Source organism: Chromobacterium sp. LK1 (assembly GCF_001043555.1).
GTDB lineage: Bacteria > Pseudomonadota > Gammaproteobacteria > Burkholderiales > Chromobacteriaceae > Chromobacterium > Chromobacterium aquaticum.
The window spans coordinates 1-18,654 of sequence record NZ_LDUI01000045.1; the positions used below are offsets into that span (position 1 = coordinate 1).

The following is an 18,654-nucleotide window of genomic DNA, read 5'->3' on the forward strand; positions in this document are numbered from 1 at the left end:
GTAGTGTCCGCGCCAGTCCATTCGCGCAGGCATCGCCGGGCGGCGTGAAGGGATAAACGCGGGCTTGCCTGAGGTCAAGATGGGCTCGGGATCCCGCCGGCATGATGGGGCTTTGGCCGGGGCCGGGAGGGCGGGCCTTGCGCGCGCAGCGCCGGCCTGGCGCCGCTTACCACTATTTCCAAGGATGATCATCTAATGAGGCCGCATTACCTGACTCCGTTGTTTTCGCCGCGCAGCGTTGCCGTGGTTGGCGCCAGCGACACGCCTGGCTCGATCGGGCAGGCGGTGTTCGCCAATCTGCTGGCGGGCAACTTCCAGGGCAAGTTGTTCCCGGTCAACCTCAATCACAAGGTGGTGGCCGGGATTCCCGCCGTGGCCTCGGTGCGCCAGATCAATGAGCCGGTGGATATCGCGGTGGTGGTGACGGCAACCCGAACCCTGCCGGCCATCATGAAGGATTGCGGCAAGAAGGGCATCAAGGCGGTGCTGCTGGCCAAGGAGTTCGCCGACAGCGAGCAGCTGGAGCGCGAGATCATCAACGAGACGCTGTCGATCAGCCGCCATTTCGGCATCCGCATCCTGGGGCCCAATGTGCTGGGCCTGATGCGGCCGGTGGCGGGCTTCAACGCCAGCAATTACACCAGCAAGGTGAGGCCGGGCAATCTGGCGCTGGTGTCGCAGTCCTCGGCGCTGTGCACGGCGATGCTGGATTGGGCGGACAGCAAGGGCATAGGCTTTTCCAGCGTGATTTCGGTGGGCAATGCGCTGGATGTCGGTTTCGGCGAAATTCTGGATTACCTGGTGGCGGACAATTTCACCCAGGGCATTCTGTTGCATGTCCACCACATTCACGACGCGCGCCGCTTCATGTCGGCCTTGCGCGCGGCGGCGCGCACCAAGCCGGTGGTGGTGATCAAGTCCGGCCGTTACGAAGACGCGGTCACCGGGGTCACGCATTCCAGCAACCTGGTGGAAAGCGGCGATGTGTTCGACGCCGCGCTGGCGCGCGCCGGTGTGCTGCGGGTGGACACCATCGCCCAATTATTCACAGCGGCCAAGGTGCTGGCCGCCAATTACCGGGTGGGCGGCAAGCGCTTGGCCATCGTCACCAACGGCATCGGCCCCGGCGTGTTGGCCGCCGACAGCGCCTATTCCAACCGGGTTGAACTGGCCAAGCTATCCGATGAAACGCTGGAGCTGCTCAATGGAGTGCTGCCGCGCAATTGGTCGCGCGGCAATCCGCTGGACATCATCGGCGACGCCAGTCCTGCCCGCTTCCGCACCGCGGTGAAAGCCTGTCTGGACGATCCCAATGTGGATGGCGTGATGGTGATCTTCACGCCGCAGGCCGGCACCGACCATCTGACCACGGCGCAATTGATGATCGGCTTGCAGCGCGAGAGCAGCAAGCCGCTGTTCTTGTCCTGGCTGGGGGACGCCAAGGTGTCGGAGAGCCGCGAGCTGTTCTCCAAGGCCAAGTGCGCGCATTTCCGCGCGCCGGAATACGGCATCGAGGTGTTCCGCAATCTGGCGGCCTACCAGCGCAACCAGCAATTGCTGCTGCAGACGCCGGGGCCGCTGGAGGGCAAGCGCGCCGATCCCGATGTGGCCAAGGCGCGCAAGGTCATCGCCGCGGCGGCGAAGGATGGCCGCGAGATTCTGTCCGAGCGCGAATCCAAGGAGGTGTTGGCGGCCTTCCATATCCCGGTCAATCCGACCAAGCTGGCGCGCACCGCGCACGAGGCGGTGAAGCTGGCCGACAAGATCGGCTACCCGGTGGTGCTGAAGATTGATTCGCCGGACATTATTTATAAGTCCGACGTTGGCGGCGTTGAACTGAACATCAGCAATGAGGCGACATTGCGCGAGGCCTTCGACGCCATCATCCGCCGCACCCGGCTGGCGCGGCCGGAGGCGCGCATCGACGGGGTGTCGGTGCAGCCGATGCGCAAGCGCCGCTTCGCGCGCGAAGTGATGGTGGGCGTCACCCACGACGAGGCCTTTGGCCCGGTGATCACTTTCGGCGCCGGCGGCATCGCGGTGGAAGTGATGCACGACCGCGCGCTGTCTCTGCCGCCGCTCAACGACTATCTGGTGGCCAGCATGATCCGCCATACCCGCATCGGCCAGTTGCTGGGCGCGTTCAAGAACCTGCCGGCGGTGGATCAGGACGAGCTGGCTGATGTGCTGCTGCATGTGTCGGAGATGGTGTGCGAGCTGCCGGAGCTGCGCGAGATGGACATCAATCCGCTGATCGCCGACGAGCAGGGCGTGATCGCGCTGGATGCCCGCATCATCGTGCGCCCGCCGCGGCCGGACTTGAAGCGCTACGGCCATATGGCGATCATGCCTTACCCCAGCCACATGGTGGTGTGCGCAAAATTGAACGACGGCACCAATGTGATGGTGCGCCCGGTGCGTCCGGAAGATGCGGATATGCAACAGGAGTTTGTGCGCAATCTATCGGAAGAAAGCCGCTACAACCGCTACCTGTCCAGCATCAAGCAATTGTCGCAAAGCATGTTGGTGCGCTTCACCCAGCTGGACTACGACCGCGAGATGGCGCTGGCGATGACGCGCGAGCACAAGGATGGCGAGGAAATGCTGGCGGTGGCGCGCTTCATCACCGATCCGGACAACGAGGGCTGCGAGTTCGCGCTGGAGGTGGCGGACCGCTGGCAGGGCAAGGGCATAGGCTATCTATTGATGAGCGCCTTGTTCGACGCGGCGCGGGAGCAGGGCTTGAAAGTGATGCGCGGCGAGGTGCTGGCCGGCAATAAAGGCATGCTGAAATTGATGCATAAACTGGGATTTTCGGTGGAGCCGCACCCGGAAGACCGGGCTCTGACCATGGTGTCCAAGAGCCTGTAACGGCGGGCTTGACAGCCGTCTTGCATTAAGCGCTTGCAAGATAAGGGAAAACTGACCTAAAATCGTGGGCTTTTCTACATACCGTTTTTATTCAAGGACAATCGACAATGGTAGTGATTCGTCTGGCACGTGGCGGCGCCAAGAACCGTCCGTTCTACAACATCGTGGTGACCGATTCCCGTAACCGTCGTGACGGTCGCTTCATCGAGCGCGTTGGCTTCTACAACCCGGTTGCCAATGAGAAGCAAGAGCGCGTCCGTTTCACCATGGACCGCCTGAACCACTGGGTAGGCGTTGGCGCTCAAGTTTCCGACGCTGTTGCCAAGCTGCTGAAAGAGCAGAAGGCCGCTGCCTAAGCGTTCGTTGATTTCATATCGGACGGACTAGGCGCATGCGCAAGGAAGATCTCGTATTAATGGGGTTTGTGCGTGGCGCCTTTGGTGTCAAGGGCTGGGTCAAGATCCAGGCCGACACCGAATACGCTGACGGTTTGTTCGACTACCCGGTCTGGTGGCTGGGTCAGGAGAACGACTGGAAGCCGTACACATTTGAAAATGGCGCTCTTCAGCCCAAGGCGCTGGTCGCCAAGCTGGAAGGCGTGGAAGACCGCGATGGCGCGGAAGCGTTGCGCGGCAAGCAAATTGCCATTCCGCGCGCTGAATTGCCCGCCGCCGAAGAGGGCGAATACTACTGGGCCGATCTGATCGGTCTGGAAGTCGTCAATCTGCAAGGCGATGTGCTGGGCAAGGTGAGCGAGCTGATGGAAACAGGCGCGCACGATGTGCTGGTGGTGCAGGGCGCGGACGCGCAGCGCATGATCCCGTTCGTGGATCAGTATGTGCTGGAGGTCCAGCTTGCCGCAGGCAAGATCCAGGTGGACTGGGGTCTGGACTACTGATGCAGATCGACGCGATCACGCTGTTTCCGGAGATGTTCGATTCCATCGCCCGCTTTGGCGTCAGCCAGCGGGCGCTTGATTTGGGCATCTGGGGGTTTCAGGCCTGGAATCCTCGCGATTTCACGCATGACAACTACCGTCGGGTAGACGACCGCCCTTACGGCGGCGGTCCCGGCATGGTAATGCAGATCGAGCCCTTGGCGCAGTCCATCGCGGCGGCCAGGGCCAGGCAGGCGCAAGCCGGCGCCGAGCGCAGCCATGTGATTTATCTTTCGCCGCAAGGCCGCCCTTTGACGCACGCGAAAGCGGCGCAACTGTCGCAACAGCCGGGCCTGATCCTGCTGTGTGGCCGTTACGAAGGCGTGGATGAAAGATTGATCCAGCGCGAGGTCGACGAGGAGATTTCCATCGGCGACTACGTGTTGTCCGGCGGCGAGCTGCCGGCGATGGTGCTGATGGACGCGGTGGTGCGTTTGCTGCCGGGCGTGCTGAACGATGTTCAGTCGGCTTACGAAGATTCATTTGTGGACGGGCTTCTTGATTGTCCGCACTATACCCGACCCGAAGACTATCAGGGCATGCGGGTGCCGGATGTGCTGTTGTCCGGTAATCATGCGCTGATCGCTAAATGGCGGCTGAAACAGGCTCTGGGCAGGACGATGCAACGTCGCCCGGATTTGCTGCAAGGCCGCGTTTTGACAAAACAGGAATCTCGGCTGCTGGCGGAGTACCAGCAGGAACAAGATCTCCAGAAAAACCAGGAGTAATCTCATGGATCTGATCCAGAAACTCGAGCAAGAAGAAATCGCCCGCCTGGGCAAAACCCTGCCGGAATTCGCTCCGGGCGACACCGTTGTGGTGCAGGTAAAGGTTAAGGAAGGCAACCGCGAGCGTCTGCAGGCTTACGAAGGCGTGGTTATCGCCAAGAAGAACGCCGGCCTGAACAGCGCTTTCACCGTGCGCAAGATGTCCGCTGGTGAAGGTGTTGAGCGTACTTTCCAAACCTACTCCCCGCTGGTGGCTTCCGTTGAAGTGAAGCGCCGCGGTGACGTGCGTCGCGCCAAGCTGTACTACCTGCGCGGCCGTACCGGCAAATCCGCACGCATTAAGGAAAAGCTGCCGGCTCGCAAGCAAGGCTAAGCCTGGCCGAGTCAGGCCTGGACCTGATGACAGTTCAAAGCGCAAGGCGATGCCTTGCGCTTTTTTCTTGGCGGTTCAAAGTTGGCTGAGCGTCCCACACACCTTGAGCGATAAGCGCTGGTTCAAGCCGCGGGCGAGCCAAACGCCTTGCGTCGCACTGCTTCACTAGACTGTGAGTGGACTCTTGGCATGATGGCGGAGGCGGCATGGATTATTCTGCGGTGATCGACGCGCCGTTCGGGCAATTGGGCATGGTATGCCGGAACGGCTTTTTGCTGCGGCTGGAGTTTCTGGCCCAGCGCCAGCCGCTGTTGCCGCCGGCTGCGGGTAGCCTGGAACGGGAACTCGTCCAGCAACTGGACGCCTATTACGCGGACCCACGCTTCCATTTCAGCGTGCCGTACTGTTTGTCGGGCAGCGAGCACCAGCTGCAGGTATGGCGCGCCATCGCGCAGATACCCAGCGGACAAACCTTGTGTTATCAGGATATCGCCACGGCGTTGGCGTCGTCGGCGCGGGCGGTGGGCAATGCCTGCGGCCGCAACCCGGTGCCCATCATCGTGCCCTGTCACCGCGTGGTGGCGCGTAATAGTTTGGGTGGGTTCAATCGTTCCCTGGGGCGGGAGACGGTGGACATCAAGCAGTGGTTGTTGGCGCATGAGTTCGAGTTCGGCTGAAGCTTGGGGGCTCAGGAAAAAGCGCAAGACATCGTCTTGCGCTTTTTTTGCGAGTCATCGGCGGAATTCCGAGCCGGCATCAGGCTGCAATGTGCTCCGGCCGCATATCGCGCCAGATGGTCTCGATATAGCGGGTGCAATCCTGGCGCGGCGCGGGGCCATGCGCGACGCTCCAGCCGGCGGGGACGGCGATCGCGCATGGCCAGAGCGAGTGACTGCCCTGCTGGTTGCGCAATACCATGAATTCGCCGTCCGGCAAATCAAACAAGTTCGACATCATTGGGCTCCTGGTTCTGGGATGGATGGGGGGTGGCGGCTTCCTGAGCCTGGCGCAGCGCTGCGGCCAGCACCGGGCCGATGTGAGTCAGCGTTTCCGGGCGCATGATTTTTTCATGCAGGCAGGCGATGGAATGGACGACGATGTCGCCGCCGATATGGGCCTGCCACGCTTCCGGCGTCTGGAACTCATCGCGCAGCGGGTCCTCGCTGGCGCGGAAGAACAGCAGATCACCGTCAAAGCACTGGAAGTCGTGGGCGTTCATCAAGACCGGCGCGGCCTTGAATTCGCGCAGGATGGCGTCGAACAGGCCGGCGTCCAGACCGGACATGCCCAGATGTTCGCGCACGCGCGCCACGTAGTCTTCGCCCGGCGCCACTGCGCCGTCCGACAGCGCGCTCATCAGCCGCTGCTGGATGATCTGGTCTTCCGGCTGGAACAGGCGCGAGGGCTGGGGGTAATTGTCCAGCATGGACAGCAGCGCCACCCGTTCGCCTTGCTGCTGCAGCAAGATGGCCATCGCATGGGCGATATGGCCACCGAAGGACCAGCCGAGCAGATGATAGGGACCCTGGGGCTGGACCGCGCGGATCTGGCGCAGGTAGTCGGCCGCCATTTCGTCCACCGACTCTGGGCGGGTTTCCATCTGTGACAGGCTGCGCGCCTGCAGCGCGTATAGCGGTTGATCGCCGGGAAGGTGGCGGATCAGGCCGGCATAGGGCCAGCCCAGGCCGCCGGCTGGGTGGATGCAGAACAGCGGCGCGCGCTCGCCTTTGGGTTGCAGCGGCAGCAGGATGGCGAAGGAATTTTCCGGCTGTGCCTGGCTGATGCGTTGCGCCAGCGCGGCGACGCTGGGCGCTTCGAACAGGCTGCGGATGCCGAGCTCGAGCTGGAAAATAGAACGGATCCGGCTGATCAGCCGGGTGGCGAGCAGGGAGTGGCCGCCCAGCTCGAAGAAGCTGTCGTCTATGCCTACGGCGTTCAAGCCGAGGATTTCGGCGTAAAGCCCGCACAGGATTTCCTCCGGCGGTGTGCGCGGCGCCCGATAATCGCGGCCGCTTTCTTGCGCAGGCTCGGGCAGCGCCTGGCGGTTGAGCTTGCCATTGGGGCTGAGCGGCATGCTGTCCAGCAGGGTGATCGACGAGGGCACCATATATTCCGGCAGTATTTGCGCCAGGTATTGGCGCAACTGAGCGGGTTCCGCCCGCGCGTCGGCCTGGGCGACGACATAGGCGGCCAGGGCCTGATGGCCGCTTGGCTGCGGGTGCAGGATGACGGCGGCACTGGCCACTGTCGGGTGCTGCGCCAGCGCGGCTTCGATTTCGCCCAGCTCCACGCGGAAGCCGCGCACTTTCACTTGCTGGTCCACTCGGCCCAGGTGTTCCAGCCGGCCGTCATCGGTCCAGCGCGCCAGGTCGCCGGTGCGGTACATGCGCTCGCCCGGCTCGAAGGGGTTGGCGATGAAGCGCTCGGCGGTCAGCGCCGGACGGTTCAGATAGCCGCGCGCCAGGCTGACGCCGGCGATATACAGCTCGCCGGCAACGCCGACCGGCAGCGGTTGCAGCTTGGCATCCAGCACATAGGCCTGCACATTGGGCAGCGGCGTGCCTATCGGGGCGCTGCCGTCGCCGTCCAGCTGGCTCAGCGTGGCGCAAACCGTCGCTTCGGTGGGGCCATAGCCGTTGAACATTTTGCGCTGCAGGCCGAACAGGCCGGCCAGCGCCGGTGGGCAAGCCTCGCCGGCCACGATCAAGCGCAGCTGTTGTGGCAGCGCTTCCACCGACAGATTGGCCAAGGCGCTGGGGGACAGGGTCAGGTGGCTGATCTCCTGTTGGCGCAGCAGACGTTCCAGCGCCGGTCCCGGCAATTGCTCCTCGTGATCGGCCATGACCAGGGTGGCGCCGGACAGCAGCGCCATGGCGATTTCCCAGAACGAAGCGTCGAAGCTGATGGAGCTGAATTGCAGCACTCGGCTGCCGGGCCCCACTTCCAGCGTGGCGCTCTGAAAAGCGGCCAGGTTGGCGATGCCGGCATGGGACACCAGTACGCCCTTGGGCTGACCGGTGGAGCCTGAGGTGTAGATCACATAGGCGATATTGGCCGGGCCCAAGGCGTCGCGGCGTGCGCCGTCGTCGGGGTCGGCGGCGCTGCGCAACTGGAGCGCGGCCTGGAATTCCGGCTGATCCAGGTTCTGTTGCGCAAGGCCGGCCGGCAGCTCGCCGCTCCAGTCGCCATCGCTCAACAATAGACGCGGCTGCGCGTCTTCCAGCATCAGCCGCAGACGCTCGGGCGGGTAGCGCGGGTCCAGCGGCAGGTAGGCGGCGCCAGCCTTGGCGATGGCGAGCAGCACGACGATTTGCCGCAGCGAGCGCGGCAGGCAGAAGGCGACGATGTCTTCGGGACCGACGCCGTCGGCGATCAGTTGATGGGCCAGCCGGTTGGCCTGCGCATTCAGCTCCGCGTAGTTGATGCTGAACTCGCCATGCTGGACCGCGATGCTGTGCGCGGCGTGGACGGCTTGACGTTCGAACAAGGCGGGCAGGGTGTCCGCGGCGACAGCGAGTTTGGGACCGCGCGAGGCCGCCAGCAAGGCCTCGCGTTCCGCGTCGGAGAGCAGTTCGATATCGCCCAGCGTTTGCGTTGGATTATCTCCCAGCACTCGCATCAGTTGCAGCAGGCGCTGCATATGACGCTCCAGCGCTGGCGCGTCGTAATGGGCGGCGTTGGCGTTGAAGCCTATCTCCAGCGCCTTGTCGTCGCTGCGGTCGAAAATGTCGAAACCCAGGTCGACCGCCGGGCCGTTGGCGAGGTTGTGCGGCGTGGTGCCGTGGCCGGCGAAGCGCAGGTCGTGATCGTAGGGCACCACATTGATGGTGGTGGTGAACAGGTGGCCGCGTCCGGTCTGGCCTTGCTGGTCGCGCAGCATGTCTTCATAGCGGTATTGTTGGCGGCGCAGGCTTTGGCGGACCTGGCGGCTGACCTGACGCGCGACTTCGTCGATGGTCATGTCCGGCCGCACTTGCAGCCGCATCGGCAACGCATTGGCGAGCATGCCGGGAATCGCGCGTTGCTCGCGCTGGCTGCGCGCGGCGACCGGGATGCCTATGCTCAGCTCCTGTTGACCGCTGATGCGCTGCAAATAGGCGGCGATGATGGAAATCAGCAACTGGGGCAGTGGAATGGCCAAGGTCTTGGCGCTGTCGCGCAGGCGCTGGACAATGGGGCCGCTCAGCCGCAGGCGATGGCGCCTCAGGCCGCGCATAGGCTCCTGACGTGGGCTGAGGCTGGCCGGTGGCGGCAGCGTCGCGCAATACTCCAGCCAGAAGTCGCGGTCCTCCTGAAAGGCGCTGGACGCGCGGTAGTCGGCGTCAATTTGCGCCAGGCGGCCAAAGTCGCCGAAGGGGCTGGTGGCGGGCTCGCAACCTTCGCTCATTGCGGTATAGAGATGGGCGACGCGCTGCACCAACAAGCCATTGCCCCAGCCGTCCATCGCGATATGGGGCAGGCATTGGTACCAGAAATAATGCTGTTCCGAGATTTTGAGCAGCGCGTAGCGAAACAGCGGGCCGGCTTCCTGCTCGAAAGGCTGATTGCAGTCCTGCTGCATCCATTGTTCGGCGGCCACGCTTGGGTTCTCGGCCTGGCTGAAGTCCAGGCATGGCAGCCGCCAGGATTGCCATTCGATTGGCTGCTGGCTGACGCCGAGCGCGTCAGCTTTGAACGAGACGCCTAAAGCGGGTGTTTCCGCCAGCATCTGGCGCAATGCGGCTTCGAAGATGGTGGCGTCCACCGGGCCATGGATTTCGATATAGTCGGACAGATTGTAGGCTGAACTGTCGCCCAGCAGGGTCTGGGCCAGCCAGACCTCCGCCTGGGACGAAGTCAGCGGATGGCGCAATGCTGGTGTGTTGCTCATGGGTCACTCCTAGCGAATGTAATATAGCGAGTTCAAGCGCGTTGCAGCGCATCGACCCTGGCTGGCGCCGCGTGTCTTGGGCGCTGGCGTCGGAAAATCGAGCGCAATAGGACCCCTGCCGGTAGGGTGGGGGGCCACTGCTGCCGGGTCGTTTCTGTAGGTGGGTGAGCTAGTGCTGTATTTACTTCTTAGAACCTGTTCAAAGTCTGCTGCGCGTCGTGGAGCGTTACACGGTGAGTGCGAGCTCAAAATGCTCATGTACCACTTGTACATTCCGCTTTCTCGCTCGTTTTCGCCTTGTCTCGCTCTTGCTCGCAAGCTGGCGAACAGGTTCCTGGAAGCGCTTCATGATCAGCCGCTAGGCCGCGAAGGGCTTCTTTGTTGATTTAATTTTGGCGGGATAATATGACAAATGATGTTTTAAGTGTATCTGTTTATTCAATATGATTTTTGCGGTGCAATAAGTTCGCGTTGAAGCGCGCCGGATTGGGAGAAGTAAATGCTTGTTTTTCAAGTCGGCGTAGAAATGGATTGCAAATTGGCGTGGACGGCGTTAAGAGTTGCATGCTGCCGCAACTGGCATTAATGACGTGGGTATTGTCTGGTGATGATGGAGAGAGAAGCGATAAGCGAGGAGAGGATGGCGGCGAGGGATGCCATAGACGGATTCCTGGATCAGCTATGGCTTAGTGACGGCTTGTCCAAGAACACCTTGTCCGCCTATCGGCGCGACCTCGACAAGCTGGCTGCTCGGCTGGAGGCCGGCGGGGCGCGCATGGTCGAGGCCAGCCCGGAGCAACTGGAGCAAGCTTTGCTACTCGGTGTGGATAGCGAAAAGCCGGCCACTCGGGCGCGTATGGTGTCGGCGATGAAGCGTTTTTACCAGTACCTGGCGCAAGCCAGGCTGCGCGACGATGATCCCTGCGCCCGCTTGCGCGCGCCCAAGCTGGGGCTGCGCTTGCCCAAGTCGCTGTCCGAGCGGCATGTGGAGGCGCTGTTGGCCGCGCCGGATGTGGGCACGCCGCTGGGGCTGCGCGACCGGGCGATGCTTGAGGTGTTGTACGCCAGCGGTCTGCGAGTGTCGGAATTGGTGGGGCTAACGCTGCAGCAACTCAATCTGTTGGATGGCTTGGTCAAGACCATGGGCAAGGGCAATAAGGAGAGGTTGGTGCCGCTGGGTGAATTGGCTCAGGAATGGCTGCAGCGCTATCTGGCGGAGGCCAGGCCGCTGTTGCTGGCGGGAGCGGTGTGCGACATGGTGTTCGTGACCCAGCGCAAGGCTGGCATGACGCGGCAGATGGCCTGGTATCTGATCTCGCAATACGCCAAGCGTCAGGGTTTGCCGGCGGTGAGTCCCCATGTGTTGCGCCATGCCTTCGCCACCCATCTGGTCAACCACGGAGCCGATTTACGTGTGGTGCAATTGCTGCTCGGGCATTCGGATATTTCCACGACCCAGATTTATACCCACGTCGCGCGCGAGCGGCTGAAGCAGCTGCACGCCAAACACCATCCGCGTGGCTGAGAAGCTGCTCAAAGTCTGTTGCGCTTCGTGAAGCGTTGAACGGTGAGTACGAACTCAAAATGCTCATGTGCCACGAGTACATTCCGCTTTTTCGCTCGTTTTCGCCTTGTCTTGCCCTAGCTCGCGAGATCGTAAACAGGCTCTGAGAACGAGAAAGAAAAACGCCCGCTTGCGCGGGCGTCATGGATGACAAGACGAGTGTCAGGCCGGTTCGGGCGCCAGCGCCTGATGATCGAACTGTAGTTCCACCTTGTCGTCGATCACGGTGATGGTGACATCGCCGCCGGTGACCAGGCGGCCGAACAGCAACTCGTCCGCCAGCGCCTTGCGCAAGGTGTCCTGAATCAGGCGCGCCATCGGCCGGGCGCCCATCAGCGGATCGAAGCCGTTCTTCGCCAAGTAGCGGCGCAGCTCGTCGGTGAAGTGGATGTCCACCCGCTTCTCCGCCAGTTGCTGCTCCAGCTGCATCAGGAACTTGTCCACCACCTGCAGGATGATCTGCTCGTCCAGCATCTTGAACGGGATGATGGCATCCAGGCGGTTGCGGAATTCCGGGCTGAACAGTTTCTTGATGTCGCCCATCTCGTCGCCGGTCACCTTGGTCTGGGTGAAGCCCAGCGTCGGTTTGGACAGCGACTCGGCGCCCGCGTTGGTGGTCATGATGATCACCACATTGCGGAAGTCCGCCTTGCGGCCGTTGTTGTCGGTCAGCGTGCCGTGGTCCATCACCTGCAACAGTACGTTGTAGATGTCCGGATGGGCTTTCTCGATCTCATCCAGCAACACCACCGCGTACGGATGCTTGTTGACCGCCTCGGTCAGCTGGCCGCCCTGTTCGAAGCCGACATAGCCCGGAGGCGCGCCGATCAGTCGCGACACCGCGTGCCGTTCCATGTACTCGGACATGTCGAAGCGGATCAACTCCACGCCCAGGATGTAGGCCAACTGGCGCGCCACTTCGGTCTTGCCGACGCCGGTGGGGCCGGAGAACAGGAAGGAACCGATCGGCTTTTGCGGATTGCCCAGGCCGGAACGCGTCATCTTGATGGCGCTGGCCAGCCCTTCGATGGCTTTTTCCTGACCGAACACCACGTTTTTCAGATCGCGCTCCAGGTTCTTCAGCACGTTCTTGTCGTCGGAGGACACGGTCTTGGGCGGAATCCGCGCGATCTTGGCGACGATGTCCTCGATCTCGGTCTTGTTGATCACCTTTTTCTGCTTGGACTTGGGCAGAATCTTCTGCGCCGCGCCGGCTTCGTCAATCACGTCGATGGCCTTGTCCGGCAGGTGGCGGTCGTTGATGAAGCGCGCGGATAGTTCGGCCGCGGTGGACAGCGCCGACTGCGTGTACTTGACGCCGTGGTGGGCCTCGAAGCGCGATTTCAGCCCCTTGAGGATCTCCACGGTCTGTTCCACCGTTGGCTCGTTGACGTCTATCTTCTGGAAACGGCGCGATAGCGCGTTGTCCTTCTCGAAGATGCTGCGGTATTCGTTGTAGGTGGTCGCCCCGATACAGCGCAGGCTGCCGTTGGACAGCGCCGGCTTCAGCAGATTGGACGCGTCCAGCGTGCCGCCGGAGGCCGCGCCGGCGCCGATCAGGGTGTGGATTTCGTCGATGAACAGGATGGCGTTGCTGTCCTCGGTCAGTTGCTTGATCACCGCTTTCAGCCGCTGTTCGAAATCGCCGCGATACTTGGTGCCGGCCAGCAGCGCGCCCATGTCCAGCGCGTAGACGGTGGACTTGGCCAGGATTTCCGGCACTTCGCCGTTGACGATGCGGCGCGCCAGTCCTTCGGCGATGGCGGTCTTGCCCACGCCGGCCTCGCCGACCAGCAGCGGGTTGTTCTTGCGGCGGCGGCAGAGAATCTGCACCGTGCGCTCCAGTTCGGGCTCGCGGCCGATCAGCGGGTCTATCCTGCCGTCGCGCGCCTGTTGGTTGAGGTTCTGGGTGTAGTTCTCCAGCGCCCCGCCCGGACCGGTGGCCTGCTCTTCGCTCTCCGCCTCGTTATTGCTGTCGCGGGGTTCCTGCGGCGGCTGCTGCGAGCGCTGCTTGGTGATCCCGTGGGAGATGAAGTTGACCACATCCAGCCGCGAAATGCCTTGCTGATGCAGGTAGTAGACCGCGTGGGAATCCTTCTCGCCGAAGATGGCCACCAGGATATTGGCTCCGGTGACTTCCTTCTTGCCGGAAGACTGCACGTGCAGGATGGCGCGCTGTATCACGCGCTGGAATCCTAGCGTGGGCTGAGTCTCCACCTCTGCCTCCCCTGGCACGGTGGGGGTGTGCTCATCGATGAAGTCGCCCAACTGTTTTTTCAGTTGGTCGATATTGGCTCCACATGCGCGCAGTACTTCGGCGGCCGACGGGTTATCGGTCATCGCGAGTAACAGATGCTCCACGCTGATGAACTCGTGGCGCTTGCGCCTTGCGTCCATGAACGCCATGTGCAGGCTTACTTCAAGCTCCTGGGCAATCATCAGTTTTCCTCCATAACGCACTGGAGCGGATGCTGGTGTGCTTTCGCATATTGCAACACCTGCTCGACCTTTGTTGCAGCCACGTCTTTGGTATAAACGCCACACACGCCGTGACCTTGCGTGTGGACTTGCAGCATGATGTGGGTGGCCTTTTCGCGGTTCATATGGAAGAACTGCTGCAAGACCTGGATCACAAAATCCATAGGGGTGAAATCATCGTTCAATAACAAGACCTTATACATCGCGGGCGGTGTGTCTTTTACCCGGGACGCCTCTTGTATGGCATCGTCCTTGAACTGCGTAGACATGTCGGCTTTCGTGGAATCTGCGTCTTACTTCAATTTGGGTTCCCCAAGAGTTTTTTTCAAGGGGACTGGCACTTTTCCTCTATCACTTGACGATGCGCTGCGGCTTGCGTAGAAATGCAGCTGGTGCTTGGCTTAACTGTTTGGCATTTTTTTGCGCTTGGCAGGCCCGACAGCTCTATTAAGCTCTAAGTTGGTCGGCTTCACCAGCCTTTTTTTGCAAGGAAGTAAGAATGGCATTTGGTACCGTTAAGTGGTTCAATGACGCTAAGGGCTTTGGTTTCATCACTCCGGACGAAGGCGGCGAAGACTTGTTCGCTCACTTCTCGGCCATCAACATGCAAGGCTTCAAAACCCTGAAAGAGGGTCAACGTGTAAGCTTTGAAGTGGTGTCCGGTCCGAAGGGTAAGCAAGCGTCTAATATTCAGAACGCGTAATACCGGTTTTACTGTCTGCTTGCCGCAAGGCAAACAGCCCAGCTGATTGATGAAAAGCCCGCCATCCGGCGGGCTTTTGTTGTTGTCAGGCCGCTTGCTTGGCCGCCTGCGGCATGGAGACGCCGAACTGGCGCGCCAAGGCGATGAAAGTGATGGCGCCGATGATGGAGAGCAGCAGCCAGGGCAAGCCGGCTTGCTGCTGGCGCTGGGCGAAGTCGTACAGCCAGCCGCCGGCGAAAAAGCCGATGCCGCCACCCAGGGCCAGTCCCAGCCGGCTGGCGCCCATATAGCTGGCGCACGCGTCCGGTTTCGCCAGGCTGGCCACCAGGGTTTCGCGCGCCGGCTCGGTGATGATGGTGCCGAGGAAAAAGACCCCAAGGACGAGGAAGGCGGACGCGGGCTGCCGCACCACGGCCATGCAGGCCAGGCTCAGGCTCATCAGCGCAAGGCCGGCCAATACCCGGGTTTCCAGGCGGAAATGGCGCTCGCCGATGCGCGCCAGCGGGTAGAGCAGGGTCAAGGACAGCAAGGTTTCCAGCCCATACATCCAGCCGACGGCTTGCGCGGAGCCGGTCAGGTGCTTGATGGCGATGGGCACCAGCAGCATGATCTGCACGCTGAGCAGATAATAGCCGCTGAGGGTAAGCACCAGCTTGAGGAAGCGGCGGTCGCCCAGCACCAGGCGGATTGCGTTCCATGCCGGTGCGCGACGAGTAGCCACCCGATAGGCGGGCAGCAGCCAGGCGTTCGCTGCTGCCGCCGCCAGAAACACCACCGCGCCGCCCAGTCCCACCCAGCGGAAATCAAACTGTAGCAGCCAGGAACCAAACAAGGCGCCGCCCACCGCGCCGGCGCTGTCCTGCATCAGCAGCAGCGAGTAGAAGCGGCTGCGTTCGCGCGGGCGGGTCAGCTTGGCCACCAGGGCGGAGCGCGGCGGATCGAATAGGGTGCCGCCCAGGCCGGACAGCAGGCAGGACAGCCACAATTGCCAGGGTGTGTCCGCCAGCGCCATGGTGGCGAAGCCGGCTGCGCGCATCAACATGCCGGCGACGATCAGCGGCTTGGCGCCGAAGCGATCGGCCAGCGAACCTCCAAATAATCCCAGCCCTTGCTGGGTGAATTGTCGCAGGCCTAGACCCAGGCCCACCGCGGCGGCGCTCCACCCCAATTGATCGACGAAATGCAGGCTGATCAGCGGGAATACCATGAAGAATCCAAATACCACAATCAGGTTGTCCAGCAGGATGAAGCCCTTGCCCAAGGTCCGGGCCCGCTTTAGCAGCGCCATGAAATCTCCTTATTTTCATGTCATTTTATGAGGCGCCCTGATATTGTGTAAGAGACTAATCCGTAATAGTTAATATTGGATTTCATTATGTCTATTTCTTTTGCCGATTTGTGCCTGTTGCTTGATATCGCCGAGCTTGGCAGCTTCAGTCAGGCCGCGGCCAAGCGCGGCTGGTCGCAGCCCCAGGTCAGCCAGCGGGTACAGCAACTTGAGCAGGAGTTGAATATCGGCTTGTTCCAGCGCCATCGCCGCGGCGCGGAGCCGACCGCGGCCTGCCTGGCCTTTCTGCCATCGGCGCGGCAAGCGGTGTCGGCCTTGGAACAGGGGCGGGAAATCCTGCAAGGCACGCCGGCCCTGCCTTGCTTGCGCTTATCCTGTTTGCCGTCGCTGACTTCATCGGTGTTCGGCCCGCTGTTGCTGGCGCTGGCGGAGGCGCCGCTGGAAATCCGCTGTGATACCGATCACTCGCAGCAGATCATGCAGAATCTGTTGTCCGGCCTGGTGCAGGTCGGTTTTGTGCTGCGCTGCCCGGCGATGGCGGGCATACAGATGGAAACACTATGGCGTTCGCCCATCGTGGCAGTGGTGGCCGCCGGGCATCCGCTGGCGGAGAAGGAACAGCCGCTGCGCCTGGAGGAAGTGGCGTCTTACTGGATTGCGCCTCAATACTGGGGCGTGGAGTGTGATGAGTTGATACGCCGGCTGCGGCTGGCGCGCACGGTGGCGCAGCCCATTCATGCGGTACAGCCGGCGTCGGCGGCCAGGGAGCTGGCCATGCGCCATGGCTTTCTGTGTTTCCTGCCGGAGTTGTCTATTCAGTCCGATCTGGCCGAGGGTGTGCTGCGCAGGGTGAGGATTGCCGATCTGCCGGCCTGGCAGTGGGAGGTCACCATGGCATGGCGGACCGGCAAACGGCGGGATGCAGGCAAGGAATTGGTGCTGCGAGCCGCCCGGGCGCTGGCAGAGCGCTGGGCGTCAATGGCGGCCGCTTAGCGATTCGGCGGCGCCTTGTGCCAGCAAGCTGTATTGTTGGCCGAAGGCCGCCACCATCTGGCGCAGTTTGGCGGTGTCGCGGGCGATGATGGTCTTGAGCAGGTTTTCCAGGAACTGCTGGGTCTGGTCCATTTGGCTTTTGCCGGCGCGCAGAATGGCGAATAGGCAGCGCTGAGTCAGCGGCAGCAGATCCTTCAGCGTGCTCTCCAGATAGCGATTGCCGGCATAGCGGTACAAGGTGTCGAGAAAGTCGACGCCGTGTTCGTAAAAGCCTTGCAGATCATCGCGGCGGTTGCATTCGGCCAACTGGGTGGTGACTTCGAAGAAGTGGGCCAGGTCGTCGTTTTGCCAGGAGGTGGCGAGATTACAGACCGCCTGGTCCAGCAGCAGGAACCAGAGTTCGAAGAAGTGGCGCACATCGTCGCCGGTGATGCTGGACACCACCGCGCCGCGGCGCGGGAAAATCTCCACCAGGTGGCGGCGTTGCAGGATCAGCAAAGCTTCGCGCACGGACCCGCGGCTGACTTCCAGTTCCGACGCAATGCGCAACTCCTGGATGCGCTCTCCGGCTTGCATCGTACCTTGTATGATTTGTTTGCCCAGGTATTGGGCGATTTGTTCAGTCAGTGAGTCGTTCGCCTTGAACGTCATCTTGCTCTCCGGAATAGAATATTATTATTTTCCTATGTTTGATATCGGGCGGCAATCAAACCGTGATGTTTGTCTGGCAGTAGTTTGTCCGACAGATTGTTATAGTCAAAACATTATCAATAACTTCGGCGCAAACTGTTGTCAACTTGCCGCACATATCGGGCATCGGGAAGTTTTTACTTGCGCATTCATCATATCAATCATACGATTAAAACGCTTGTTTTAAATGGCTGACACGAGAGGGGCTATCTCAAATAAGCAAAAGGCGGCGGCGGGTTTTCGCGGCGTCGTCTTGCGGAGCCGGCAGGCGCTGGTCCGCGCTGGAACAGCAGCTCGCAGGCGATGAAAGGCGTAAGCCGTTCACGCCGCCAAGCGGGCCATCCGGCGGGGCGCTGGGAGCAGGCGCGGCATTCGCGAACTCAAGCGGGTTGTGTCCGGTGTGGAACCGGGAGTGTGATTCAGGCCTTCGCCATTGGCGAAGGCCTTTTTTCTTGCGGCTTATTCGGGGCGGCGGCAGGCCATCAGATAATTGACGTCGGTGTCCTCGCCCAGCGCATAGATGCGCGTCAACGGGTTGTAGCCCATGCCGCAGACCGTTTCCAGTTCCAGGCCGGCGTTGCGGGCCATGCGCGACAATTCGGAGGGCTTGAGGAAGCGCGCATATTCATGGGTGCCTCGCGGCAGCATGTTCAGCACGTATTCGGCGCCTATCACCGCCAGCAAGTAGGATTTGGCGTTGCGGTTCAAGGTGGAGAAGAACACCCAGCCGCCAGGCTTCACCAGACTGGCGCAGCTGCGCACCACGCTTTGCGGGTCCGGCACGTGTTCCAGCATTTCCATGCAGGTGACCACGTCGAAGCTGGCCGGCGCTTCCGCCGCCAGCTCTTCCACCGCCACACAGCGGTAATCCACCGTCACGCCGGATTCCAGGCTGTGCAATTGCGCCACTTTCAGCGACTTCTTGGCCAGGTCGATGCCGGTGACGCCGGCGCCGCGCGCGGCCATGCTTTCCGCCAGGATGCCGCCGCCGCAGCCCACGTCCAGCACTTGTTTGCCGGCGATGGCGGCGCGGCTGTCGATGAAGTCCAGGCGCAGCGGGTTGATTTCATGCAGCGGCTTGAATTCGCCGCTCATATCCCACCATTTGTGCGCCAACTGGCTGAATTTATCGATTTCGGTTTCGTCTACATTGATCATG

General features: G+C 61.8%; 16 protein-coding genes. 9 read left to right on the top strand and 7 right to left on the bottom strand.

Features of this window, described 5'->3' with window-relative positions; all coding sequences use genetic code 11:
• Positions 1-195: 195 nt before the first annotated feature.
• The 6 genes from VI26_RS19105 (at position 196) to VI26_RS19130 (ending at position 5,586) form a co-directional block, all read left to right on the top strand.
• Positions 196-2,871: a bifunctional acetate--CoA ligase family protein/GNAT family N-acetyltransferase gene (locus VI26_RS19105; protein ID WP_048411356.1), complete on the top strand. Its 2,676-nt coding sequence runs from the start codon at positions 196-198 to the stop codon at positions 2,869-2,871.
• Between the two features lie 107 nt (positions 2,872-2,978).
• Positions 2,979-3,227 (top strand): 30S ribosomal protein S16, encoded by a 249-nt coding sequence (gene rpsP, locus VI26_RS19110; RefSeq protein WP_019102878.1) that lies wholly within the window; start codon positions 2,979-2,981, stop codon positions 3,225-3,227.
• Between the two features lie 59 nt (positions 3,228-3,286).
• Complete coding sequence (gene rimM / locus VI26_RS19115) at positions 3,287-3,769, top strand: ribosome maturation factor RimM (RefSeq protein ID WP_231581059.1); 483 nt, start codon at positions 3,287-3,289, stop codon at positions 3,767-3,769.
• On the top strand, positions 3,769-4,536 hold the full coding sequence (gene trmD / locus VI26_RS19120; protein ID WP_048411358.1) for a tRNA (guanosine(37)-N1)-methyltransferase TrmD: 768 nt from the start codon (positions 3,769-3,771) through the stop codon (positions 4,534-4,536). The genes rimM and trmD overlap by 1 nt, the downstream gene beginning before the upstream one ends.
• 4 nt (positions 4,537-4,540) lie before the next feature.
• Positions 4,541-4,909 carry a 50S ribosomal protein L19 gene (gene rplS / locus VI26_RS19125; protein ID WP_048411359.1) on the top strand — a complete coding sequence of 123 codons (369 nt, stop codon included), beginning with the start codon at positions 4,541-4,543 and terminating at the stop codon, positions 4,907-4,909.
• A gap of 206 nt (positions 4,910-5,115) precedes the next feature.
• Positions 5,116-5,586, top strand: a complete 471-nt coding sequence (locus VI26_RS19130; RefSeq protein WP_048411360.1) for a methylated-DNA--[protein]-cysteine S-methyltransferase — start codon at positions 5,116-5,118, stop codon at positions 5,584-5,586.
• Between the two features lie 79 nt (positions 5,587-5,665).
• Here the strand turns inward: VI26_RS19130 and VI26_RS19135 are convergent, their stop codons facing one another.
• Complete coding sequence (locus tag VI26_RS19135) at positions 5,666-5,863, bottom strand: MbtH family NRPS accessory protein (RefSeq protein WP_048411361.1); 198 nt, start codon at positions 5,861-5,863, stop codon at positions 5,666-5,668.
• Positions 5,847-9,779 carry a non-ribosomal peptide synthetase gene (locus tag VI26_RS19140; protein WP_048411362.1) on the bottom strand — a complete coding sequence of 1,311 codons (3,933 nt, stop codon included), beginning with the start codon at positions 9,777-9,779 and terminating at the stop codon, positions 5,847-5,849. The genes VI26_RS19135 and VI26_RS19140 overlap by 17 nt, the downstream gene beginning before the upstream one ends.
• 640 nt (positions 9,780-10,419) lie before the next feature.
• Here VI26_RS19140 and xerD point away from each other — a divergent pair.
• Positions 10,420-11,304, top strand: a complete 885-nt coding sequence (xerD, locus tag VI26_RS19145; protein ID WP_156183966.1) for a site-specific tyrosine recombinase XerD — start codon at positions 10,420-10,422, stop codon at positions 11,302-11,304.
• 201 nt (positions 11,305-11,505) lie between these two features.
• Here the strand turns inward: xerD and clpA are convergent, their stop codons facing one another.
• A complete protein-coding gene (gene clpA / locus VI26_RS19150; RefSeq protein WP_048411363.1) occupies positions 11,506-13,782 on the bottom strand; it encodes an ATP-dependent Clp protease ATP-binding subunit ClpA in 2,277 nt (758 codons plus the stop codon).
• On the bottom strand, positions 13,782-14,090 hold the full coding sequence (clpS, locus tag VI26_RS19155) for an ATP-dependent Clp protease adapter ClpS (protein WP_048411364.1): 309 nt from the start codon (positions 14,088-14,090) through the stop codon (positions 13,782-13,784). The genes clpA and clpS overlap by 1 nt, the downstream gene beginning before the upstream one ends.
• A gap of 230 nt (positions 14,091-14,320) precedes the next feature.
• Between clpS and VI26_RS19160 the strand changes: the two genes are divergently transcribed.
• Positions 14,321-14,524 carry a cold-shock protein gene (locus VI26_RS19160; protein WP_011137214.1) on the top strand — a complete coding sequence of 68 codons (204 nt, stop codon included), beginning with the start codon at positions 14,321-14,323 and terminating at the stop codon, positions 14,522-14,524.
• A gap of 85 nt (positions 14,525-14,609) precedes the next feature.
• Here VI26_RS19160 and mdtH read toward each other — a convergent pair whose 3' ends face one another.
• Positions 14,610-15,812 carry a multidrug efflux MFS transporter MdtH gene (gene mdtH, locus VI26_RS19165; RefSeq protein WP_048411365.1) on the bottom strand — a complete coding sequence of 401 codons (1,203 nt, stop codon included), beginning with the start codon at positions 15,810-15,812 and terminating at the stop codon, positions 14,610-14,612.
• A gap of 87 nt (positions 15,813-15,899) precedes the next feature.
• Between mdtH and VI26_RS19170 the strand changes: the two genes are divergently transcribed.
• Positions 15,900-16,805: a LysR family transcriptional regulator gene (locus VI26_RS19170; protein WP_048411366.1), complete on the top strand. Its 906-nt coding sequence runs from the start codon at positions 15,900-15,902 to the stop codon at positions 16,803-16,805.
• On the opposite strand, the gene VI26_RS19175 is transcribed toward VI26_RS19170, so the two are convergent.
• Entirely contained in the window at positions 16,788-17,456 is a 669-nt protein-coding gene (locus VI26_RS19175) for a GntR family transcriptional regulator (RefSeq protein WP_048411367.1), read from the bottom strand. The two genes, VI26_RS19170 and VI26_RS19175, sit on opposite strands and share 18 nt — an antisense overlap.
• 498 nt (positions 17,457-17,954) lie before the next feature.
• Positions 17,955-18,653: a bifunctional 2-polyprenyl-6-hydroxyphenol methylase/3-demethylubiquinol 3-O-methyltransferase UbiG gene (gene ubiG / locus VI26_RS19180; protein WP_048411368.1), complete on the bottom strand. Its 699-nt coding sequence runs from the start codon at positions 18,651-18,653 to the stop codon at positions 17,955-17,957.
• Position 18,654 lies beyond the last annotated feature (1 nt).